20 protein-coding genes, 1 tRNA gene and 1 pseudogene are annotated in these 20,853 nt (G+C 68.7%); 11 read left to right on the top strand and 11 right to left on the bottom strand.

The genetic code is table 11. The features are described 5' to 3' along the window. Window positions 1–1,023 carry a saccharopine dehydrogenase family protein gene (locus tag RDV84_RS17600; RefSeq protein ID WP_309151071.1) on the bottom strand — a complete coding sequence of 341 codons (1,023 nt, stop codon included), beginning with the start codon at window positions 1,021–1,023 and terminating at the stop codon, window positions 1–3. Between the two features lie 353 nt (window positions 1,024–1,376). Here RDV84_RS17600 and RDV84_RS17595 point away from each other — a divergent pair, with 353 nt between their 5' ends. Next, window positions 1,377–2,261, top strand: a complete 885-nt coding sequence (locus RDV84_RS17595) for an SEL1-like repeat protein (protein WP_309151070.1) — start codon at window positions 1,377–1,379, stop codon at window positions 2,259–2,261. A gap of 887 nt (window positions 2,262–3,148) precedes the next feature. Here the strand turns inward: RDV84_RS17595 and RDV84_RS17590 are convergent. After that, a tRNA-Ser gene (locus RDV84_RS17590) sits at window positions 3,149–3,238 on the bottom strand. A gap of 91 nt (window positions 3,239–3,329) precedes the next feature. Next, window positions 3,330–4,352: a LysR family transcriptional regulator gene (locus tag RDV84_RS17585; protein ID WP_082644516.1), complete on the bottom strand. Its 1,023-nt coding sequence runs from the start codon at window positions 4,350–4,352 to the stop codon at window positions 3,330–3,332. Window positions 4,353–4,475: 123 nt separating this feature from the next. Here RDV84_RS17585 and RDV84_RS17580 point away from each other — a divergent pair, with 123 nt between their 5' ends. Next, entirely contained in the window at window positions 4,476–5,054 is a 579-nt protein-coding gene (locus RDV84_RS17580; protein WP_078995818.1) for an FMN-dependent NADH-azoreductase, read from the top strand. Window positions 5,055–5,240: 186 nt separating this feature from the next. Here RDV84_RS17580 and RDV84_RS17575 read toward each other — a convergent pair whose 3' ends face one another. Then, window positions 5,241–5,639, bottom strand: coding sequence for a hypothetical protein (locus RDV84_RS17575; RefSeq protein ID WP_309151068.1), 399 nt, complete (start codon window positions 5,637–5,639; stop codon window positions 5,241–5,243). A gap of 99 nt (window positions 5,640–5,738) precedes the next feature. Beyond that, entirely contained in the window at window positions 5,739–7,031 is a 1,293-nt protein-coding gene (serS, locus tag RDV84_RS17570) for a serine--tRNA ligase (protein WP_057947953.1), read from the bottom strand. Between the two features lie 177 nt (window positions 7,032–7,208). Here serS and RDV84_RS17565 point away from each other — a divergent pair, with 177 nt between their 5' ends. From RDV84_RS17565 to RDV84_RS26780, 3 genes and pseudogenes are all read left to right on the top strand, one after another. Then, complete coding sequence (locus RDV84_RS17565; RefSeq protein ID WP_250449871.1) at window positions 7,209–7,877, top strand: energy transducer TonB; 669 nt, start codon at window positions 7,209–7,211, stop codon at window positions 7,875–7,877. 189 nt (window positions 7,878–8,066) lie between these two features. Then, window positions 8,067–8,657, top strand: a complete 591-nt coding sequence (locus tag RDV84_RS17560) for an energy transducer TonB (protein WP_309151067.1) — start codon at window positions 8,067–8,069, stop codon at window positions 8,655–8,657. Between the two features lie 109 nt (window positions 8,658–8,766). Beyond that, window positions 8,767–8,838, top strand: a pseudogene (locus RDV84_RS26780) (DUF6053 domain-containing protein); the annotation flags it as partial. Between the two features lie 82 nt (window positions 8,839–8,920). On the opposite strand, the gene aroA reads toward RDV84_RS26780, so the two are convergent. The 4 genes from aroA to serC all read right to left on the bottom strand — a co-directional run bounded on the left by aroA (window position 8,921) and on the right by serC (window position 13,856). Next, window positions 8,921–10,240 carry a 3-phosphoshikimate 1-carboxyvinyltransferase gene (aroA, locus tag RDV84_RS17555; RefSeq protein ID WP_309151066.1) on the bottom strand — a complete coding sequence of 440 codons (1,320 nt, stop codon included), beginning with the start codon at window positions 10,238–10,240 and terminating at the stop codon, window positions 8,921–8,923. Next, a complete protein-coding gene (gene hisC, locus RDV84_RS17550; RefSeq protein ID WP_309151065.1) occupies window positions 10,237–11,394 on the bottom strand; it encodes a histidinol-phosphate transaminase in 1,158 nt (385 codons plus the stop codon). The genes aroA and hisC overlap by 4 nt, the downstream gene beginning before the upstream one ends. Next, window positions 11,391–12,626 carry a prephenate dehydratase gene (pheA, locus tag RDV84_RS17545; protein ID WP_309151064.1) on the bottom strand — a complete coding sequence of 412 codons (1,236 nt, stop codon included), beginning with the start codon at window positions 12,624–12,626 and terminating at the stop codon, window positions 11,391–11,393. Before pheA ends, hisC begins: the two co-directional genes overlap by 4 nt. A 144-nt stretch (window positions 12,627–12,770) precedes the next feature. Continuing rightward, window positions 12,771–13,856 (bottom strand): 3-phosphoserine/phosphohydroxythreonine transaminase, encoded by a 1,086-nt coding sequence (serC, locus tag RDV84_RS17540; protein ID WP_309151063.1) that lies wholly within the window; start codon window positions 13,854–13,856, stop codon window positions 12,771–12,773. 195 nt (window positions 13,857–14,051) lie between these two features. On the opposite strand from serC, the gene msrP reads away from it, so the two are divergent. Then, the gene (msrP, locus tag RDV84_RS17535) at window positions 14,052–15,023 is read left to right on the top strand and encodes a protein-methionine-sulfoxide reductase catalytic subunit MsrP (protein WP_078995825.1); all 972 of its coding nucleotides are present in this window, start codon (window positions 14,052–14,054) and stop codon (window positions 15,021–15,023) included. 2 nt (window positions 15,024–15,025) lie between these two features. After that, on the top strand, window positions 15,026–15,709 hold the full coding sequence (gene msrQ / locus RDV84_RS17530; protein ID WP_309151062.1) for a protein-methionine-sulfoxide reductase heme-binding subunit MsrQ: 684 nt from the start codon (window positions 15,026–15,028) through the stop codon (window positions 15,707–15,709). A gap of 99 nt (window positions 15,710–15,808) precedes the next feature. Here the strand turns inward: msrQ and RDV84_RS17525 are convergent, their stop codons facing one another. Further along, window positions 15,809–16,612 carry an FHA domain-containing protein gene (locus RDV84_RS17525; RefSeq protein ID WP_057947961.1) on the bottom strand — a complete coding sequence of 268 codons (804 nt, stop codon included), beginning with the start codon at window positions 16,610–16,612 and terminating at the stop codon, window positions 15,809–15,811. Window positions 16,613–16,799: 187 nt separating this feature from the next. Between RDV84_RS17525 and RDV84_RS17520 the strand changes: the two genes are divergently transcribed. Continuing rightward, window positions 16,800–17,075, top strand: a complete 276-nt coding sequence (locus tag RDV84_RS17520) for a polyhydroxyalkanoic acid system family protein (protein ID WP_057947962.1) — start codon at window positions 16,800–16,802, stop codon at window positions 17,073–17,075. A gap of 10 nt (window positions 17,076–17,085) precedes the next feature. Then, window positions 17,086–17,400 (top strand): hypothetical protein, encoded by a 315-nt coding sequence (locus tag RDV84_RS17515; RefSeq protein WP_309151061.1) that lies wholly within the window; start codon window positions 17,086–17,088, stop codon window positions 17,398–17,400. Between the two features lie 159 nt (window positions 17,401–17,559). On the opposite strand, the gene RDV84_RS17510 is transcribed toward RDV84_RS17515, so the two are convergent. Then, on the bottom strand, window positions 17,560–18,282 hold the full coding sequence (locus tag RDV84_RS17510; RefSeq protein ID WP_057947964.1) for a DUF8198 family protein: 723 nt from the start codon (window positions 18,280–18,282) through the stop codon (window positions 17,560–17,562). Window positions 18,283–18,742: 460 nt separating this feature from the next. On the opposite strand from RDV84_RS17510, the gene RDV84_RS17505 reads away from it, so the two are divergent. Together RDV84_RS17505 and RDV84_RS17500 are read left to right on the top strand one after the other, a co-directional pair. Beyond that, window positions 18,743–20,062, top strand: a complete 1,320-nt coding sequence (locus tag RDV84_RS17505; RefSeq protein WP_309151060.1) for a patatin-like phospholipase family protein — start codon at window positions 18,743–18,745, stop codon at window positions 20,060–20,062. 183 nt (window positions 20,063–20,245) lie between these two features. Next, entirely contained in the window at window positions 20,246–20,833 is a 588-nt protein-coding gene (locus tag RDV84_RS17500; protein ID WP_309151059.1) for a phasin family protein, read from the top strand. The last annotated feature ends 20 nt before the right edge of the window (window positions 20,834–20,853 follow it).

The following is a 20,853-nucleotide window of genomic DNA, read 5'->3' as shown; positions in this document are numbered from 1 at the left end:
TCAATCCTCGCCCCGGTACAAACGCAACGGCTCCGGCGCCAGCGCCGCGAGAAAGTCCGCCGGATCGAAAGCAGCGCCGGCCGCCAGCGTTCCGCGGTCGCGGCAGCGCCCGTCGAGCAACCGCTCCATCGCCTCGACCAGCAACGGCGCGGTGACCGCATAAATATCGCGCCCGCGAGCGCCAAGCCGCCGCACGTCGCTGCCACGGCGCACCCTGGCTTCGATCGCGAACACCTGCGCCGAACGCCCGCCGGCGTCGGTCGCGACCGGTGCCGGCGTGTCCGCGTCGCGTACATCGCGCAACGAGCCCTGGTCCAGATACGCTACCGCGCTGCGCGTGCGCAGATGCCGCGACAACAACGCGATCTCGCTCATCGGCACCGCGGCGACCGCTTGCCTGCCGAACGGCTCGGGAAACGCCCAATCGCGCGACGGCGACGGGCTCGGGAGTTCGACCAAGCGTTCGTCCTCAATCACCAACCGCTTGGCCTTGTTGCGTTCGCCCGTGATGCGCGTGCCCACGGTCGGATGCCAGCGATCCAGCGCCACCGCGATCTCGACAGAATCGGCCTGGATCCAGTCGCCCAGTGCCGCGCTCGCAAGCAGATCGCCGAGGCCGCCGTAAAAGGCCATGGCCGGCACCACCGCAATGCCGGCCTCGCGCGCGGCCGCATCGTAGCGCTCGAACGCAGCCAACACCGGCTGCTGCTCGGCGGCGGTGTCGAGGTAGTGGATACCGGCGCGCAGAGCCGCTTCGATCAACGGCGCAGCGGTGTCGCAGAACGGTCCGGCGCAATTGAGCACGGCGGCGCAACCGGCCAAGGCAGCGTCGAGCGAAGCTGCATCATCGATGCTCGCCACACGAACTCCGGCACCCGGTTGAAACGCCGCGGCTTGCTCCAGCCGCAGCGCATCGCGCCCGCAAAAGCGCACGCGCCACCCGCGCTCGCGCAGGCACTCGACGACGAAGCGTCCCGTATGGCCGTAGGCGCCGAAAACGGCGACGACTCGATTGTCGATCATTACGAACAGTTCCTGTTGGATGAGAAATTCATTCCAACAGTTTCGAACGTTCGGCGCTGTCGAAATCTTATGCAATCGGAGCCGACGAGAGGACGCACACCGAAACATCGGGCCAGATGGCGCGGTAATCGCTGCTGACGCGAACAGGTTTGACCCGGCCGAGTTGTACGTACTGCTACTGGAGACCCAATTGCCACTCGCCGCTTAGAAATATGCGAAAAATAAGCGAAAGGTCATTCGCACCTTGAAGCACGCGAAGCTTACGAAAGATGCGTCGGACTTGAAAATCATGCGTAAAAAGTGATTTCACCGCACGAAAAACTGCGCAACAATGTCGCCAGAATGACAAGCACATGCATCGCGTCAGCGATGTATACTTTTCGAACGCGGACAAGGGGAAAGTGACGATGTCGCTGCGCGCAACGCTGTTTGGCGCAATATTGATTGCTGGCGCCGGGTGCGTCATCGGATGCAGCCAAGACAAAGAGGCTGTAGCTAAGCCAGTCGAAAGAGCCGGTATTTCTACTCAGAAAGAAATGACAGCAGTCGCTGCCGCATCCCCCACGGTAGAACGTCAATCTCAAAAGATCGCCCAACTGGTGGCGACGCGGAGAAAATTTTCCGATAGCTACGCAATACTAAAAGCGCAGGCAGATGCAGGAGACGCTGACGCTGCATATCAGCTGTCTCAGGACATTCACCATTGCGTATTCGCTAAAGATCGGCAGGAAATATTAGAGACGCATGCTGCGCAAGGCCAAATGTCAGTCGCAGATGTAACCAATCAAGTAGCCCAAGATCGAGCGTTGTGCGCAGGCTTGAGCGATGAACAACTGGGCACATTGGAATACTGGGTGACAAGAGCGGCCAGGCTCGGGCACACGAAAGCCCAGGTGCAATATTTCACAACCGCAACAGCCAAGTACGACACGCCCGAAAAAATAATTGCCAACTTCGACGAAATTGGACGCATCAGGGCCGAAGCGCTGACCCATCTAACGTCGGCTGCGTCCAAAAATGATCCAACAGCGATCTTCATGCTCGCGAATTCTTATCAAAGAGGAACTTTGACTAAGCGTGACCCCGTAAAGGCGTACGCATACATGCGCCTGTTGCAGCAGGAAGGGAGCGTGCGCTCATCCGCAAAAATTCTTGATACATGGCGTCGTGAAATGTCGCCCGATGAAATCAAGAGAGCCGAGGCCATGGTGGCCAGCAAAATGGAAACAGGAAGATGAAGTCGAGGGCGTTTAAGTCGAAAATGGTTGTTGGAATTCTGGCATTCGGGGTGATTGGCGCTGCTCTTGCCGCGCATTATGGCCAGTTTTTCTGCAACAATGGTTGCACTCTCCAAGGGACCAATCCCGATGGTGACACCGTTGCGTTCATTGCATCCACTGTCAATCTTGAGGTAAGTCGCTGAAATAATGGCGACACCGTAGAAATTTGTAACTCTAGCGCCTGCGTGACCTATAAAATGGTTTCGATCATGGCGAGACTCGAAGGCCTTGTAGCTGCGTCCCGGCGGGCGCGCCCCGGCGGAGGAAGCGGCGGCGGCGGCGCAGCGGGCATTGGTGGCGGGTTCAAGCCGCCCAGTGGCGGCGGCGAGGGACCGTCATCGTTGGAGAGGTTGAAATTACCAATTGAGGACGTGGGGAGTCCCCGTAAAGTGGCCTGTCATGTCCGCAGCCATGGCGCCATATCGCAGCCAGACAAACAAACAGCAAAGCCCGTTTAGGCGGGCTTTGCTGTTTGTTTTAGGCAAGCCAACTGCGCAGGTGTTTTTCAGGTATTGATAAATCCCTGTTTCCCCCCGGTCCAACGGCGGATAGCAGTTCTGCGCCAGAATTCCAGTCAGTTCGACTTCGGTGTAACTCCTGACATGATCGGTGTTCTGTGTTGACTTGTTTCCAGACACTTCGTGTTCGACATTTCACACCAGCCCTTATGCACGTTCTTCTTTCAGAACGCTTGCCAGGTCGAAAAGCGCACCGGCTACAAGCACTCGACCTTGTAAGATCGCGTCACAGCCGGATCGCGAAATATCAGGTGGCGGGTAGAGTTATGGGTAACCGCGCTCAGAAGACGAGAAAAACTTCGGCGCCAACCACCTAGAACTTAGAAGTGGCGGAGAGAGTGGGATTCGAACCCACGGAAGGTTTGACCCTTCGGCGGTTTTCAAGACCGCTGCCTTAAACCACTCGGCCATCTCTCCGTAAAAGAACCGCGAACCCGTTGGGTTCGCTAGGCCGCCATCCAAACCAAGCAGCCATCGCGCCCGGCCTTGCGCCGGGCGCGGCATTGTCTCACGCCTGGGCCGGGACGCCAGCGCCCTTGTCGGTCTTCTTGCCGGCCTTGGCGTCGCGCGCGGCGACGCTGTCCGGGCACGGTTGGCCGCCCTTGATGTCGCTGCACTGCAGGCGCGCGGATTCGACCAGCGACGGCGCCTTTTCGGCGAGGAAGTCGATGAATACCCGCACCGCCGGCAACAGGCCGCGGCGCGAGGCGAATACGGCGTGGAAGATGCCCTGCGGCAGGCGCCAGTTCGGCAGCACCACTTCCAGTTCGCCGCGGCGCACGGCTTCGGCGCAGACGGTTTCCGGCAGCAGGGTGATGCCGACGCCCTGCTCGGCCAGCGCCATCAGCATCGGGAAGTCGAAGCCCATGACCCGCGGCTTGAGTTCGACCTTGCGCACTTCGCCGTCGGGGCCGTGCAGCTCCCAGCGCTGGCGCGCGTCGTCTTCGCTGATGCTCAGGGTGACGTGCTCGGCCAGTTCGTCCGGGTTGCTCGGCCGGCCCATGCGGTTGAGGTACTTCGGGCTGGCCACCAGCAGTTCCTGGATCTGGCCGAAGCTGCGCATCACCAGGCTGCCGTCGTCGTCGAGCTTGGAGCGCACGCGCAGGGCCACGTCGACGCCTTCGTTGATGATGTCGACGCGACGGTTGCTGACGTTGAGCTGCACCCGCACCTGCGGGTACTTGGCCAGGAATTCCGGCAGCAATTTGGGAATCTGCTGCTGGGCCAGACCGACCGGGACGCTGACCCGGATCACACCGCGCGGTTCGGCGCTGAGCCGATCGACCACTTCGCGCGCGGCCTGGGCCTCGGCCAGCATCGACTGGGCGTGGCGATACACGCTGTTGCCGACCTCGGTGACGGCGAAGCGGCGGGTCGAGCGCTGCAGCAGGCGCACGCCGAGGTCGGTCTCCAGCTGACTGATGCGCCGGCTCAGGCGCGACTTGGGAATGCCCAGCGCGCGCTCGGCAGCGGCGAAACCGGCGTGGTCCACGACCATCGCGAAGTAGTACAGGTCATTCAGATCGTGCATGACGATAGTTCCAAAATTAGAACAGCGAGTGATATTGAACCAACTTTATCCCATGATCGCAACGATCCAGACTTTGCTTCAACGCGGCAAGGCCCGCATAGAACGACCCGACGAGGTCCCGACATGAAGCTTCTGCACATCGATTCAAGCGCTCTGGGCGCAAATTCCGTGACTCGCGAGCTGTCCGCGGCGGTTGCGGCGCGCTGGCAGGACGATCTGCCGGGCCTGGCGGTGGAGTACCGCGACCTCGACGCCGACCCGATCCCCCATCTTACCGGCCGTTCCCTGGCGAAGGACGATCCGGCCGAAAACGACCGATCCGAGCGTATCCTGCAACAATTCCTGCAAGCCGACGTGATCGTGATCGGCGCGCCGATGTACAACTTCGGCATTCCTTCGACGCTGAAAGCGTGGATCGACCGCATCGCGGTGGCCGGCAAGACGTTCCGCTACACCGCCGAAGGGCCGGAAGGCTTGGCCAAGGGCAAGAAGGCGATCATCGTCAGCGGTCGCGGCGGCCTGCACAGCGGCCAGCCCAGCGATTTCCAGGAGACCTATCTGCGTCACGTCCTGGGCTTCATCGGCGTGACCGATGTCGAGTTCGTGCGTGCCGAAGGTGTGTCTTACTCGCCCCAGCACCGTGCCGACGCGCTCGCCGCGGCGCACGCTTCGATTCCGCGGCCGCAGCGTCTGGCGGCCTGATCGCGATCTGAAACCGGAAGGCGCCGGCCTGGACGGCAGGCCGCCTCCGCGCGCAAGTCCGGCGCTCCCTCCCCCGCGCCGGCATTGGCCGGGCCCCGATGGGCCCGGCTTTTTTATTGCCGCGCCCGTGGCGGCCGGTGCCGGGCATCCGGGCCGCGGCGGCGAAGCCAGCCGCGATCCAGAAACCTACTCTTCGCCGGCCTCGCGCGCGGCCGGGCCGGATTCTGCAGGCGCCGGCGCGGCGCCGGGCTGCGCGCGCAACACCCAGCGGCGGGCCAGCCGGAACCCGCACACGATCGCCGCCACCGCACCGACCGGCAGCGACAGCAGGATCACGAAAAAGGCCGCATCGTCGAGTTCGCCTCCGATCGAGGCGACCGCACCCCACACCAGCGCGATCGCGGCGACGCCGGCCAATACGCCGGCACCGACGCCGAGCAGCGCGCGCGCGAACAGGCGCGCGTTCGCCAACGGCTGCGCGCGGCGGCGGTTGGCCGGGCCGAGCGCGGCGTACTGCAGCGCCGACCACAGCGCCAACGCCAGCAGGATTTTGGCGACGACCATGAACAGGAAGTACGAGTCCATGCCTCAACCCTCCGTGGTTGCCCGCTGCGCGCGGCCGCCGCGCTGTGCGCTCGCGTCCGCGCGGCTCAATTCAACTCAGTCCGCCCGGCGCCCGCGCGCTCAGGCCAGGACCTCGATCCCGCCCATGTAGCGACGCAGCGCCTCGGGCACGGCGATCGAGCCGTCGGCGTTCTGGTAGTTCTCCATCACCGCGATCATGGCCCGGCCGATGGCCACGCCGGAACCGTTGAGGGTGTGCACCGGCTCGGGCTTGCCGCTCGCCGGGTTGCGCCAGCGCGCCTGCATGCGCCGGGCCTGGAAGGATTCGCAGTTGGAGCACGAGGAGATCTCGCGGTAGCGGTTCTCGCTCGGCAGCCACACTTCCAGGTCGTAGGTCTTGGCCGCGGCGAAGCCCATGTCGCCGGTGCACAGCAGCATGCGCCGGTACGGCAGGCCGAGGGTTTCCAGCACCACTTCGGCGCAGCGGGTCATGCGCTCGTGCTCGGCGTAGCTCTCCTGCGGGCGGGAGATCGCGACCAGCTCGACCTTCTCGAACTGGTGCTGGCGGATCATGCCGCGGGTGTCGCGGCCGGCGCTGCCGGCCTCCGCGCGGAAGCACATCGAGTGCGCGGTCATGCGCAGCGGCAGCGCGGCGTCCTCGACGATCTCGTCGCGCACCACGTTGGTCAACGGCACTTCCGAGGTCGGGATCAGGTAGCGCTTGCTCGCCGCCTCGCCCTCGCCGACCACGGTCGCGAACAGGTCGTCCTCGAACTTGGGCAACTGGCCGGTGCCGCGCATCGAGTCGGCGTTGACCAGCAGCGGCACGCTGGTTTCCTGGTACTCGTGCTGTTCGACGTGCAGGTCCAGCATGAACTGGGCCAGGGCGCGGTGCAGCCGGGCCAGGCCGCCGCGCAGCACGGTGAAGCGCGCGCCCGACAGCTTGGCCGCGGTCTCGGCGTCGAGCCAGCCGTGGCGGGCGCCGAGCTCGACGTGGTCCTTGACCGCGAAATCGAACTCGCGCGGCGCGCCCCAGCGGTGTTGTTCGACGTTGCCGGCCTCGTCGGCGCCCAGCGGCACCGAGTCGTGCGGCAGGTTCGGGATCGCCAGGGCGACGGCCTCGATCTCGGCCTTGATCTCGTCCAGGCGCGCCTCGCCGCGCTTTTGCTCGTCGCCGGACGCGGACACCTGGGCCATCAGTTCGGCCACGTCCTCGCCCTTGCTCTTGCGCTTGCCGATCTCGCCGGACAGCTTGTTGCGCTGCGACTGCAGCTCCTGGGTGCGCACCTGCACCATCTTGCGTTCGGCCTCCAGCGACGCCAGCGCGTCCGCGTCCAGGGCGAAACCGCGGGTGGCGTGCAGGCGGGCGGCGACTTCGGCGGGCTGCTGGCGCAGCAGATTCGGATCGAGCATGGGGTGCCGGTATCGGGATGCGTGGCGGGAAGAACCGCAGATTATCGCGTCGCGCGGGCTTTTTCGCGAATCGCGCGCGCGCCGATGCGGCCGGCGCGCGCGATCGGGCCGGCGCGGCGCGGCGTTTCGATGCAGAATGCACGCCATCACGCATTGGACTTGCGAGCCTGCCGCCCTATGTCGACGCCCTCTCCCGCACCGCGCCGTTCCCTCAACCTCGCCGCCTGGCTGCCTTCGGGCAAGGCCTGGCTGTGGGTGGCCGGCGCGTTCGCGATCGGGCTGGCGCTGTTCGCCTGGGTCTGGCAGAGCAACCGCGGCAGCGGCGACGGCTTCTATCGCGCGCAGGGCACGCCGCCGACCAGCGAGCAACCGTTCTACGCGCCGCTGCCGGCGCCCGCGCCGGCCGACGGCAGCGCCGCCCCGGCGCCGGCGCCGCAGCAGCAATTGCCCGAAGCCGCCCAGCCGGGCGGCGACGAGCGCCCGCAACTGGTCGAGAACCCCAGCCCGCCGCCTCCGCCGCAGGCCTCGCCGAGCGCACCGGCGCCGGCTCCCGCCGCGCCGACCGGCGCCTATGTCGCCGCCGCGCCGCTGTCGGCCAATCGCGCGCCGCAGTATCCGCCCGCCTCGCTGCGCCGCGGCGAAGGCGGCACGGTGCGGGTGCAAGTGCGAGTCAACGAACAGGGCGAGGTCGACGACGCCGAAGTGGTCCAGGGCAGCGGCGTGCGCGCGCTGGACCGCGCCGCCGTGAGCGCCGTGCGCGCCTGGCGCTTCCGCCCCGCCACTCGCGGCGGCCGCCCGGCGGCGGATACGGTGATCGTGCCGATCACGTTCAATCCGAATCAGTGAAAGCGAGAAGTGAGCGTAGAGGAGTGAGGAGTGAGCGAAAGCGGCTCTTGCTCACTCCTCTACGCTCACTTCTGAATCTCTAAATCGGTGCTGAACCGAATCGACACGCCGTTCACCCACGGGTAACGCCGCCGCTCGGAAGCTCGCCCTCCACGAACCATCCCCCGGGTTCGTCGAAAGGAGGCCAGCATGAGCACTGCATCACACTCCATCGATTCCGACGCGCGCGAACACGAGGCGCCCGCCATCGCCACCGGCGAATCTCCCGGCCGCACCGGCCTGTGGCTGTTGCTGATCCTGCTCGGCGCCGCGTTCCTCGGTTGGTACTTCTACGGCAAGCGCCCGTTGCAGCAGGCGCCCGCGCCGTTGGCGCCGGTGTTGGCGCTGCCTCCGGTCGAACGCACGCCCGGCGCCGCCGCAGACCTCGACAAGGCCCAGGCCGCCGCGGCCAAGGCGGTAGCCAAGGGCGCGCGCGAGAAGTCCGCGGTCGCGGCCAAGCCGCGCGCGACCGACGCGCGCGCGCTGGCGCGCAACCCGCAACCGCAGTACCCGGCCGCGGCGCTGCGTCGCGGCGAAGGCGGCACCGTGGTGCTGCGGGTGAACGTCGGCGCCGACGGCAAGGCCGACCAGGTCGCCCTCGCCCGCCGCAGCGGCTCGCGCGATCTGGACCGCGCCGCGATGGTCGCGGTGCGCGATTGGCGCTTCAAGCCGGCCACGCGCAACGGCCGCGAGGTGGCGTCGGTGGTCGAGCAGCCGGTCGAGTTCCGGCCGATGCAGTGAAGTGAGCTTCGCGGCGATCTGAGCGCAAGGCGTCGGGACTGAAGTCCCTCCCACAGGAGCGGTCGCTTCTCTCACAACAGCGATTCTGCGTTCGCAGCCATCGGCTGTCGTGGGAGGGCCTTCAGGCCCGACGCTTTCCGGTCGGATCGCCGCGAACTGCACCGAAAGCGTCGGGATTGAAGTCCCTCCCACAGAAAAGCGGCCTTTCGGCCGCTTTTTCTTTGCCCATGGCGACGGCGGCGTCGAACCGCCGCAAGCCCGCCTCAGCCCGCGCCGACCCGCATCCCCGCCTGCGCCGCCAGCGCTTCGAAGCCCGGGAACGAGGTCGCCACATTGGCCACGTCGCCGATCCGCACCTCGCCCGACGCCAACTGCGCGGCCACCGCGAAACTCATCGCGATGCGATGGTCGCCGTGGCTCTCGACCGCGCCGCCGTTCAAGCCGCCGCCGTCGATGATCGCGCCGTCGGGCGTTTCCTCGATCGCGACGCCGAGCGCGCGCAGGCCGGCGGCCATGGTCGCGATGCGGTCGGATTCCTTGACCCGCAGCTCGGCCGCGCCGCTGACCACGGTGCGGCCCTGGGCCACCGCCGCGGCGACGAACAGCGCCGGGAACTCGTCGATCATGTCCGGGACCAGCGCCTGCGGCACCTCGATGCCGCGCAGGCGGGCGTGGCGCACGCGCAGGTCGGCGACCGGTTCGCCGCCTTCGCTGCGCGGGTTTTCCTCGACGATGTCGGCGCCCATCAAGCGCAGCGCCGACAGCAAGCCGGTGCGGCGCGGGTTCATGCCGACCGCTTCGAGCACCAACTCCGAGCCCGGCACCACGCTGGCGGCGACCAGGAAGAACGCGGCCGAGGAGAAGTCGGCCGGCACCGCGACGTCGGTCGCGCGCAGCGCGTGGCCGCCGCTCAGGCGCGCATGGCCGGGCGAGAATTCGATCGGCCAGCCGAACGCGGCGAGCATGCGCTCAGTGTAGTCGCGGGTCGGGTGCGGTTCGCGCACCACGGTCTCGCCCTGCGCGTACAAGCCGGCCAGCAGCAGCGCCGACTTCACCTGTGCGCTGGCGACCGGCAGGGTGTATTCGATTCCGCGCAGCTCGCGGCCGCCGCGGATGCGCAGCGGCGGCAGGCCGCCGTCCTCGCTGTCGATGCGCGCGCCCATCGCCGCCAGCGGCTCGGTCACGCGCCGCATCGGCCGCTTGGACAGCGACGCGTCGCCGACCAGCACGCTGTCGAACGCCTGCCCCGCCAGCGCGCCGGCGAGCAGGCGCATGCCGGTGCCGGCGTTGCCGCAATCCAGCGCCGCGTCGCTGCCGCGCAAGCCGTGCAGGCCGACGCCGTGGACGATGCGCTCGCTCGCGCTCGGCGTCTCGATGCGCACGCCCAACTGTTCGAACACGCGCGCGGTGGCGCGGGTGTCCTCGCCTTCGAGAAAACCGGTGACCCGGGTGACGCCCTGCGCCAACGCGCCGAGCATCACCGCGCGATGCGAGACCGATTTGTCGCCGGGCACGCGGATCGAACCGCGCAGGGCCGCGCCCGGACCGGCGGTCCAGGCCTGGGAGGATTCGCTCGCGCTCATGCCAGCACTTCGTCCAATGCCGCCAGCAGGCGGCGGTTCTCGTCGGCCGAACCGACGCTGATGCGGATGCAATCGGCCAGGCCGTAGCCGCCCATCGGCCGCAGGATCACCCCGCGCGCGACCAGCGCGGCCTCGACCTGCGGCGTGCGCGCGCCGAATTCGACCAGCACGAAATTGGTCTGCGACGGGAACACGCGCAGGCCGCGCCGGGCCAATGCTTCGGCCAGGGCGCCGCGTTGTTCGGCGTTGCGTGCGCAGGCCCAGCGCAGATGGTCTTCGTCGCCGAGCGCGGCCTCGCACGCGGCCAGCGCCGGGCCGTTGACGTTGAAGCTCTCGCGCAGGCGGTCCATCACCGCGATCAAGCCCGGCTGCGCGATCAGATAGCCCACGCGCAGCCCGGCCAGGCCATAGGCCTTGCTGAAGGTGCGGGTCACCGCGACGTTCGGATAGCGGTCCAGCACGTTCAGCGCGCTGGCGTAGTCCGGCGCGTCAGCCATCTCGGCGTAGGCCTCGTCCATGACCACGATGACGTGGGCCGGAATCTTGTCGAGGAAGGCGACCAGCGCGTCGCGGCCGAACCAGGTGCCGGTCGGATTGTTCGGGTTGGCGACGTACACCAGCTTGGTGTCCGCGCCCACCGCCGCGGCGATCGCGTCGAGGTCGTGCCCGCACGGCATCGCCGCCTCGCGCGGCAGCGCCTCGACGATGCGCATGCGCGCGCCGGCGGCCTGGGTCGACAGTGCGAACACGGCGAAGCCGTAGCGCGAGAACACCACCTCCTCGCTGGGTCCGGCGAACACCTGGCCGAGCTGCATCAGCAGTTCGTGCGAGCCGTTGCCGAGCAGGATCTGGCCGACCTCGACGCCGTGCTTGCGCGCCAGCGCGCGCTTGAGGTCGCCGCCGAGCGGATCGGGATAGCGGTGCAGCGCATGCAGCGAATCCAGGATCGCCGCGCGCGCGGCCGGCGACGGGCCGTACGGGTTCTCGTTGGAGCCCAGCTCGACCAGATGCGCCTCGCCGTACTGGCGGCGCAGCGCGACCAGGTCGTGACCCGGATCGTAAGCCTTGAGCCGCTGCACGCCCGGCTGGGCGCGCGCGGCGAACCAGGCTTCGTCGAACGCCGGCGCGGCGGCCAGCGGTGCCGGCTGGCTCATGCGATCGCCACCGGGTAGGAGCCGAGCACCTTGACCTCGTGGGCCAGTTCCTGCAGTTCCTCCAGCGCCTCGCGCATCGCGTCTTCCTGCACGTGGCCGCCGATATCGACGAAGAACGCGTACTGCCAGCGGCCGGTGTGGCCGGGACGCGACTCGATCCGGTTCATGCTCAGCCCGCGCTTGGCGAACGGCGAGAGCACGTTGTACAGCGCGCCGGGCTGGTCCTTGATGAAGATCAGCAGCGAAGTGCGGTCGTTGCCCGACGGCGAGAACAGTTCGCGGCCGACGACCAGGAAACGCGTCGTATTGTCCGGCCGATCCTCGATCGGCCCAGCCACGCTGCGCAGACCGTACACATTGGCCGCGGCGACGCCGGCGATGGCCGCGGCGTCGTCGGCGTTGCGCGCGCGGCGCGCGGCCTCGGCGTTGCTCGACACCGGGATCTTCTCGGCCTTGGGCAGGTACTGGCGCAGCCAGGCCTTGCACTGGGCGAAGGACTGTGGGTGCGAGTACACGCGCTCGATGTCCTCGATCCGGCCGCCGCGCGAGAGCAGGTGCTGGTGCACGCGCAGCTCGACTTCGCCGCTGATCTTGAGCTTCGAGGTCAGGAACATGTCGAGCGTGGACTGGATCGTGCCCTGGGTGGAGTTCTCCACCGGCACCACGCCGAAGTCGGCGTTGCCGGCTTCGACTTCCTGGAACACTTCCTCGATGCTCGACAGCGGCAGGCCGTGGATCGAATGGCCGAAATGCTTGTACACCGCCTGCTGCGAATGGGTGCCTTCCGGGCCGAGGAAGCCGATCTTCAGCGGCTCCTGCTGGGCCAGGCAGGCCGACATGATTTCGCGGAACAGCCGCACCAGCACTTCGTCGTTGAGCGGGCCGTCGTTGCGGTCGACGACTCGGCGCAGCACCTGCGCCTCGCGCTCGGGGCGGTAGTAGTCCACCGCCGCGGCCAGCTTGCCCTTGGCCTTGCCGACCTGGTTGGCGAACTGGGCGCGCTCGGCGATGAGCTGCTGGATGTGGCGGTCGATGCCGTCGATGCGCGTGCGCAGCGTGGCGAGGTCGGGGACGGCGGCGACGGGAGCGGCTGCCTCGACGGCGGCCTCGAGCTTGTCGGCGGCCTTCTTCTTGCCTGCGGGCTTGTCGGCGGCGGTCTTCGCGGCGGGCTTGGTCTTCGCGGCGGCCGACTTGGTCTTGGCGGGCGCGGTCTTGCTGGATTTGGTGGTCATATGCGTGTCGTTGTGTCCGAAGCAAGCGCGTTGCCGTCCATGGCGCCACTCGCTGCCTCCTCCGGATCGTCCGGCCCGGCCATCCCTGGCCGGGCGTTCGCGACCGCAGCCGATGCCGATAGGGCATCGGCTAAGCGCGGTCGCTCACCCATGTCTTTGTTGGAAGTCGCGCATGAACGAAGCCAGCGCCTGCACGCCTGCCTCCGGCATCGCGTTGTAGATCGACGCGCGCATGCCGCCGAGGGCGCGGTGGCCCTTCAGCGAGATCAGCCCGGCCGCTTCGGCCTCCTTGAGGAAGGGCTTGTCCAGCGCTTCGTCCTTGAGGAAGAACGGCACGTTCATGCGCGAGCGCGCGGCGGCGGCGACTTCGTTGCGGTAATAACCGCCGGAGTTGTCGATCACGTCGTAGAGCAGGCCGGCCTTGCGCGCGTTGCGCTGGGCGAACTCTTCCACGCCGCCCTCGGCCAGCATCCACTTGAACACCAGCCCGGCCAGGTACCAGTTCCAGGTCGGCGGGGTGTTGAGCATGGACTCGCCCTTGACGTGCGAGCGGTAGTCGAAGATGTCCGCGCGCGGCTGGCCGGCGCGTTCGAGCAGGTCGCGGCGCACGATGACGACGCTGACGCCGACCGGGCCGAGGTTCTTCTGCGCGCCGGCGTAGATCACCCCGAACTTGGACACGTCGATCGGCTCGGCGGCGATCGAGGACGAGAAATCGGCCACCAGCGGCACGTCGCCGACGTCCGGGATGTCGCGGAACTCCACACCGTGGATGGTCTCGTTGGCGGTGTAGTGGACGTAGGCCGCGTCCTTCGACAGGTTCCACTCGCTGCGCGCCGGGATGTCGCGGAAGCCGCCGGCCTCGCCGTTGGCGGCCACGTTCGCGCTGACGTAAGGCTTGACCTGCTTCAATGCGGTCTTGCCCCAGTGGCCGGTGACCACGTAGTCCACGGCCTGGCCCGGATTGGCGAAGTTCAGCGCGATCAGCGCCTGCTGCGCGGTCGCGCCGCCCTGCAGGAACAGCACGGCGTAGTCGTCGGGGATCGCCATCAGCGCGCGCAGGTCGCGCTCGGCCTCGGCGGCGACCTGGATGAACTCGGGGCCGCGGTGGCTGAGTTCGACGATCGAGGCCCCGGCGTTGTTCCACTCCAGAAGTTCCGACTGCGCCTGCAGCAGGACCGGTTCGGGCAGGGTCGCGGGACCGGCACTAAAGTTGAAAGCGCGGGACATCGGTAGCTCCGTGGCAGTTGGGGGTCGGCCCCTGAGTATGCCGCAGTGCAGCACCGTGTGTACGTGTCGTTACCCGCGCAACTTTTGCCGCGCTGGCTGCCTCTAGGGAATGAAACGGTCCGTAGTGCGTCATACGACCGTAGCCCCCTGCGCGCGCCGTCGCGCCGCCCCGCTGGACCCGTCCGGAGCCGTCCCATGTCGTTGCGCCAAGCCCTCACCCTTCCCGCCTCGCAGATCACCGACGAGGCCGTCTACCGCGAACGCCGGCGCCTGCTAGCGGCGCTGGCGATGAGCCCGGCTCTGGGCCTGGCCGGCTGCGCCGGCGCCGAGGCCCCGCCGCCCTCGGCGGCGCGGCCGGCCAGCCCGGAGCAGATCAAGGCCGGCCTGCGCACCAACGAGCCGCTGACCACCTACGCCGACGTCACCGGCTACAACAACTTCTACGAGTTCGGCACCGGCAAGGGCGACCCGTCCGCGGCCGCCAAGACCCTGCGCCTGAGCCCGTGGACGGTCGCGGTCGGCGGCGAATGCGCCAAGCCGGGCAAACTCTCGCTGGAGGACCTGATCAAGGGCCTAGCGCCGCAGGAGCGGGTCTACCGGCTGCGCTGCGTGGAGGGCTGGTCGATGGTGATCCCGTGGCTGGGGGTGCCGCTGGCGGACGTGCTCAAGCGCTTCGAGCCGACCGCCAAGGCCAAGTACGTCGCCTTCACCACCCTGGCCGACCGCAAGCAGATGCCCGGCATCGCCTATCCCTCGATCAGCTGGCCCTACCGCGAGGGCCTGCGCATCGACGAGGCCATGCACCCGCTGACCCTGCTCGCCACCGGCCTGTACGGCAAGCCGCTGCCGCAGCAGAACGGCGCGCCGCTGAGGCTGGTGGTGCCGTGGAAGTACGGCTTCAAGAGCATCAAGTCGATCGTCGCGATCACCTTCGTCGAGCGCCGCCCGGCCACCGCCTGGAATTCGCTGCAGCCCGACGAGTACGGCTTCTTCTCCAACGTCAATCCGGACGTGGACCATCCGCGCTGGAGCCAGAAGACCGAGCGCCGCATCGCCGGCACCGGCAGCAAGCTGTTCGCCGAGCGCATCCCGACCCGACTGTTCAACGGCTACGGCGAGCAGGTCGCGAGCCTGTACGCGGGCATGAACCTCAAGACCTGGTTCTGACGATGAGCGACGCCGTCCCCGCCGCGGCCGCGGCGCCCGCCGCGCGCCGCGCCGCGAGCCCGCGCAAGACGCCGCCCGGAGTCATCGCGGCCAAGGCCCTGGCCCACCTGCTGGCGCTGACCCCGGCGGCGATCCTGGGCTGGCAGGTCTGGGAGGAATTCAGCACCGGCCAGGGCGGCCTGGGCGCCGACCCGGTGGCCGAGATCGAACACCGCCTGGGCCTGTGGGCGCTGCGTTTCCTGATGATCGCGCTGGCGGTGACGCCGCTGCGCCAGCTCAGCGGACAGGCCGTGCTGCTGCGCTTCCGCCGCCTGCTCGGGCTGTACGCGTTCTTCTACGCCAGCCTGCATTTCGCCGCCTACCTGGTGCTGGACCTGCGCGGCTACTGGACCCAGGTGTTCGAGGAAATCGCCAAGCGCCCCTACATCACCGTCGGCTTCCTCGCCTGGCTGGGATTGGTGCCGCTGGCGATCACCTCCACCCAGGGCATGATGCGACGCCTGGGCCGGCTATGGGGGCGGCTGCACCAGCTCGTCTACGCCATCGCCGTGCTGGCGGTGCTGCATTTCTGGTGGCTGGTGAAATCGGACATCCGCGAGCCGGCGCTGTATGCCGGCATCCTCGCGGCGCTGCTCGGCTGGCGCGTGTGGAAGCGCCTGAGCAAGCGGCGCCCGAAGCCGTTGTAGGAGCGGCGCGAGCCGCGACCGCGAGGTGGCAGGTCGCGACGCAAGCGCAGCAGGTGCCGCAGTCGCGGCTTGCGCCGCCCTACAGCGAGCCAGCGGCCTTCAGCGCGCGCCGTAGAGCAGCAGCAGGCCAAGCAAACCGGCCATCACCACCGCCGCCAGCAACAGCCACGGCATGCGCCGCACCGAGGACGGCAGCGCCGACGGCGGAATCGGTTTGTCTTCGTTCGCCGCCTGCTCCTGCGCCAGTTGCGCCTGCAGCGCGTCGGCGGCGCTGAGCCGGCGGGTCGGCGCCTCGATCACGAAACGGTGCTGGCCGTCGAGCAGCAACTGGTCGCCCGGCTTGAGCAGCGCGTGCCGCACCGGCTGGCCGTTGACCACGCTGCCGTCGACCGAGCCGACGTCGCGCAGCACCACGCCGTCGGCATGCGCTTCCAGCCGCGCGTGGCGGTCGGCGAAGGCCGGTTCGTTGATGCGGATGTCGCAGTCGCCGGCGCGGCCGATCACCTTGGGCTGTTCCAGCGTGTAGCAACGGCCGTGGTGCACGCCGCCGACCCCGCGCACGACCATGCGCGAATCGGCCGGGATCTCGACCCCGAACGGCGGCGCCGGCTCGGGCTTGTCGGCCACCAGCAACAGTTCGACCCCGTCGATGAAGATCGCGTCGCCGGGCCGCAGCATCGCCATGCGCTTGACCGGGCGGCCGTTGACGTGCAGCCCGTGCAGGCTGTCGCGCACCTGCAGCCAGACCCCGCGGCGGTCGACGCTGAATTGCGCGATCGCGGCGTCGGCGTCGTCGACCAGCACGGTGCGGCCGGCCGCGTCGCGGCCGATGGCATGCACGCCCGGCTTCAACGCCAGGTCGCCATGCTCGCGGTTGGGGTATCGCAGTTTGAGGGCGCTCACCCGGCGGGAATCTAGCAGGTTGCAGCGCCAGGCACACCCGGCTGCGCCCGGTGGCGCATGAACGACGACAATGAGGGCGAGGCGGATGCGCGCGGCGCGCGTCCGCGCCGACGCCCGCGCAACGCCCGCAGGCTTGGATGCGCCCGCCCCTGCCCGCACAATAGCCGGCCTCCAGGGAGACCCAGACATGCCCAGCATCGACATCCGCCACCCGCACTCGCTGGCTCCGGCCAAGGCCCGCAAGGCGGTCGAGGACGTGGCCAAGAAGCTCGCCGAACGCTTCGACATCCAATACGAGTGGGACGGCGACGTGCTCAACTTCGCCCGCAGCGGCGTCGACGGCAAGATCGCGGTCTCGCCCGAGCACCTGCGCGTGACCGCCCAGCTCGGCTTCCTGCTCGGCGCGATGAAGGGCCCGATCGAGGCCGAAATCCGCCGCGTGCTGGAAGAGAAGTTCAAGTAAACCTGCGCGCGTGACCCGCGCCCGGCTGACCGAGCTCCAGCACGCCCTCGAACGCGAGGGCTGGCGGATCGACGGCGAATCCGGCGCGGACGCGTTGTTCCAGGTCGAACGCGAGCGCATCGTCTGGCACCTGCGCCGCGGCGATGCGCGCGAACGGCTCGACTTCTACCTGTTCGCGCCGCTCGGCGGCCCGACCGAACGGCTGGCCGACCTGTCCCATGTCGATGCGCTGACCAGCGGGCGCCGGTTGTATTTCGACAAGATCTTCAGCGCGCAGTGGCGCGAGGAGCTGCCGGCGTTCGTGGCCGCGCTGGGCTCTGTGTAGGAGCGGCGCGAGCCGCGACGAAGCGACGTCATGCCACATACCGTTCCGAAGCGGCATGCGCCAGGCCATGGCCTGGCTTCGGCCAGGCACGCTTTCGTTGCGTCGCTTCGGTTGGTCGCGGCTTGCGCCGCTCCTACAGGGGGCCGGTGAAACCACGCTTCAATCCAGGTCGGGAAACGGATCCGCGTCGCTATCGAACAGGCGCTGCGCGACCTCGCGTTCGTCCGAGCCGATCTCGGCGATGAACTCGCGCACATCGCCCAACTGCGCGAACGCGGCGAAGCCGCGCTCCAGGAATCCCTGCAGTTCCGCCAGTCCCGCCGCCTTGGCCGGGCCGCGCGAGAGCTTGAGCAGGGTCAGGATGCCCGGCATCCGCACCGCCTTGCCCAGGCCCAGGCCGACCGCCTCGATCAGTTCGATCTGATGCTCGCGCAGCCGCGGCAGGCCGCAGGCGCGATAGGCCTGCGCGTACAGCGGCCCGTCCAGCCGGCGCCGGCGCGGCGCCAGCGCGTGCAGCCGCTCGCTCATGCGCAGGTCGAAGGCCTGGGTCAGCAGGCCCAGTTCGATCGCATCGGCGACCGTCGCCAACAGCGGGCCGGGCAGCAGTTTCTGCATCATCGGCAAGACCCGGGCGATGTCGGCGTCGCGGCGGCTGAAATCGCGGTCGTTGTAGACGTCGCTGAGGAAGAACTGCGCCGCCGGGCGCCGGCGCGGGTCGCGCAAGAAACGGTCGAAACTCGCCTCCAGCCGCCGCGCCTGCCACTGCCGCAACTCCGGCAGCCAGCGCAGCGCGTTGCGCGGTTCGCGCGCGGGATCGTGCAGGGCCTGGTGGCGGGCCAGCAGGCAGGCCATGCGGCGGCTGAGGTCGGCGGTTCTGGACATCGGGCTCGATGATCGCGGCGGCCGCGCGCGGCCGCAAGACCGGCGCGCGCATGAGCCGCGCGCGCGAAACACTCGAGTCCGCGCACGCTCGGCGAGACCTGCCGCCGCCCCTCCAAGTCCGCAACAACCGCGCCCCTGGACCCGCACGCGCGGCGAAGCATCCGCGCCGCGCACGCTCCGGGAACTTGCCGCCATTCCAAGCCCGCCACAGCCTCATGCCCCCCACGAGAACAACGCCCCCACGAACCGCACGCGCGACGAAGCACCGGGGCCGGGGACGCTCCGGCGGGACTTGCCAAAGGCCCGGCCCGCCGGAGCGTCCCCGGCCCCGGTGCGTCCCGCCCGCCTCACATCCAACCGTCCTCCACCCTCTTCGACCTTCGTACACCCCCGCTGGACGCCCCGCCCCGCTCGGCTACACTCGGCCGACTACCGTCAGGGGCGTGCCGCCGATCACATGTTGTCACTCCATTCCGCCCGCCACCGGGCGAGCCGCAAGCCGGCGGCGAAAGGAAGCAAGAACACCGGCCCCCGCAAGAACGCCGCCCAGCGCAACGGCATCGCCGCGGACACCGCCCGGCGCGACCCGGCCGCAGCCCCGCGCATCGGCCTGGCCATCGCCGGCGGCGGCCCGATCGGCGGCATGTACGAACTCGGCGCCCTGCGCGCGCTGGACGAAGCCATCGACGGCCTCGACCTGACCCGGCTGGACTGCTACGTCGGCGTCAGCAGCGGCGCCTTCCTCGCCGCCGGCCTGGCCAACCGCATGGACACCGCCGAGATGTGCCGGATCTTCATCACCGGCGACAGCGGCGACGTGCGGTTCCGGCCCGAGACCTTCATGCGTCCGGCCTTCGTCGAATACCTCAAGCGCGCCGCCAGCTTCCCGCGCCTGGCCACCGAGTGGTGGCGCGAACTGCTGTTCTCGCCGCTGGAAGCGCGCTGGTCGGACCTGATCACCCGCTTCGGCGGCCTGATCCCCAACGGCCTGTTCGACAACAGCGAAGTCGAACGCTTCCTGCGCGAAGTGTTCACCCGCCGCGGCCGCAGCAACGACTTCCGCGAACTTGACGCCAAGCTCTACGTGGTCGCCGTCGACATCGACAGCGGCGACGCCGTGCGCTTCGGCGACGCAGGCTGGGACGACGTGCCGATCTCCAAGGCGGTGCAGGCCAGCGCCGCCCTGCCCGGCCTGTACCCGCCGGTGAACATCGAAGGCCGCCACTTCGTCGACGGCGCTCTGCGCCGCACGATGCACGCCTCGGTGGTGCTCGAACAGGGCATCGACCTGCTGATCGGCCTGAACCCGCTGGTGCCGTTCAACCACGGCCACGGCGCCGCGGTGGCCGAAGACAACAGCCTCGCCGCCGGCGGCCTGCCGGCGGTGCTGTCGCAGACCTTCCGCACCTTGCTGCAATCGCGCATGCAGGTCGGCCTGGCGCGCTACGCCCAGCAATACCCCGACATCGACCAACTGGTGTTCGAACCCAACGCCGAAGACCGCGAACTGTTCTTCACCAACGCCTTCAGCTTCTCCGCGCGCCGGCGCATCTGCGAGATCGCCTACCGCAACACCCTGGCCGACCTGCGCGCGCGCGCCGCGCAATTGGCGCCGATCCTGGCCGCGCACGGCCTGCGCCTGCGCGACGAGGTGCTGGCCGACCCCGAACGCTCGATCCTCGACGGCCTCGCCCCGCCCGCGCGCGACAGCGAGACCACCGCGCGGCTGCGGCGGGCGCTGGACGATGTGGACCGGCTGGTCGCGCGGCGGAAGGCCTGAAGCGAGGAGCGAGCGTAGAGGAGCGAGGAGTGAGCGAAAGCGCTTCTGCCTCTGCTCACTCCTCGCTCCTCTACGCTCACTCCTCGCTCCTCTGCGCTCGCCCCTCGCTCGTGCTGGTGTGAATACTCTAGACAGCGGGCCCATCGTGACGGCACAGCACTAACCCCAATCCACAGGACGTCCATGGCCGCCAAGTTCAAGAAGACCGCGAAGAAGACCTCGGGCAAGACCCGCTCCGCCGGCGCCGCCGGCAAGGGCGCGGGCGCGCAGGAACAGGCCGAGCGCCTGTCCAAGTCCCTGAGCGAATCGGCGCAGCAGATCTGGCTGGCCGGCGTCGGCGCGTTCGGCCGCGCCCAGGCCGAAGGCACCAAGCTGTTCGAAGGGCTGGTCAAGGAAGGCCTGACCCTGGAGCAGGCCACGCGCAAGTTCACCGGCGGCCAGGCCGGCGCCCTGCGCGACGCGGTCGAGTCCAAGGTCGGCCAGGCGCGCGAGCGCGCCGCCGACACCTGGGACCGCCTGGAAAAGGTGTTCGAGGAACGCGTGCAGCGCGCCCTGGTCAAGCTCGGCGTGCCGGGCCGCGAGGACCTCGCCGAACTCAGCGAACGCGTCGACGCGCTGACCGCCGAACTGCGCCGCCAGGGCGGCGCCGCTCCGGCGCGCAAGACCGCGCGCGCCGCCAAGCCCAAGGCCGCCAAGGCCGCGGACAAGCCGGCCAAGGCCAAGGCTCCGCGCAAGGCCGTGGCCAAGCCCAAGCCGCCGGTCGCGCCGTAATCCGGGTTCACGCGCCGGTC

Origin of the sequence: Lysobacter yananisis (assembly GCF_031199375.1) — a bacterium.
Lineage (GTDB): Bacteria > Pseudomonadota > Gammaproteobacteria > Xanthomonadales > Xanthomonadaceae > Lysobacter > Lysobacter yananisis.
This window is presented reverse-complemented; position numbering and strand designations above follow the sequence as displayed.

What these genes read in the sequence shown, in the direction of transcription:
- RDV84_RS17600 (WP_309151071.1), bottom strand. Translation starts at nt 1,023, where the DNA reads ATGATCGACAATCGAGTCGTCGCCGTTTTCGGCGCCTACGGCCATACG.
- RDV84_RS17595 (WP_309151070.1), top strand. Translation starts at nt 1,377, where the DNA reads ATGCATCGCGTCAGCGATGTATACTTTTCGAACGCGGACAAGGGGAAA.
- RDV84_RS17585 (WP_082644516.1), bottom strand. Translation starts at nt 4,352, where the DNA reads ATGCACGATCTGAATGACCTGTACTACTTCGCGATGGTCGTGGACCAC.
- RDV84_RS17580 (WP_078995818.1), top strand. Translation starts at nt 4,476, where the DNA reads ATGAAGCTTCTGCACATCGATTCAAGCGCTCTGGGCGCAAATTCCGTG.
- RDV84_RS17575 (WP_309151068.1), bottom strand. Translation starts at nt 5,639, where the DNA reads ATGGACTCGTACTTCCTGTTCATGGTCGTCGCCAAAATCCTGCTGGCG.
- serS (WP_057947953.1), bottom strand. Translation starts at nt 7,031, where the DNA reads ATGCTCGATCCGAATCTGCTGCGCCAGCAGCCCGCCGAAGTCGCCGCC.
- RDV84_RS17565 (WP_250449871.1), top strand. Translation starts at nt 7,209, where the DNA reads ATGTCGACGCCCTCTCCCGCACCGCGCCGTTCCCTCAACCTCGCCGCC.
- RDV84_RS17560 (WP_309151067.1), top strand. Translation starts at nt 8,067, where the DNA reads ATGAGCACTGCATCACACTCCATCGATTCCGACGCGCGCGAACACGAG.
- aroA (WP_309151066.1), bottom strand. Translation starts at nt 10,240, where the DNA reads ATGAGCGCGAGCGAATCCTCCCAGGCCTGGACCGCCGGTCCGGGCGCG.
- hisC (WP_309151065.1), bottom strand. Translation starts at nt 11,394, where the DNA reads ATGAGCCAGCCGGCACCGCTGGCCGCCGCGCCGGCGTTCGACGAAGCC.
- pheA (WP_309151064.1), bottom strand. Translation starts at nt 12,626, where the DNA reads ATGACCACCAAATCCAGCAAGACCGCGCCCGCCAAGACCAAGTCGGCC.
- serC (WP_309151063.1), bottom strand. Translation starts at nt 13,856, where the DNA reads ATGTCCCGCGCTTTCAACTTTAGTGCCGGTCCCGCGACCCTGCCCGAA.
- msrP (WP_078995825.1), top strand. Translation starts at nt 14,052, where the DNA reads ATGTCGTTGCGCCAAGCCCTCACCCTTCCCGCCTCGCAGATCACCGAC.
- msrQ (WP_309151062.1), top strand. Translation starts at nt 15,026, where the DNA reads ATGAGCGACGCCGTCCCCGCCGCGGCCGCGGCGCCCGCCGCGCGCCGC.
- RDV84_RS17520 (WP_057947962.1), top strand. Translation starts at nt 16,800, where the DNA reads ATGCCCAGCATCGACATCCGCCACCCGCACTCGCTGGCTCCGGCCAAG.
- RDV84_RS17510 (WP_057947964.1), bottom strand. Translation starts at nt 18,282, where the DNA reads ATGTCCAGAACCGCCGACCTCAGCCGCCGCATGGCCTGCCTGCTGGCC.
- RDV84_RS17500 (WP_309151059.1), top strand. Translation starts at nt 20,246, where the DNA reads ATGGCCGCCAAGTTCAAGAAGACCGCGAAGAAGACCTCGGGCAAGACC.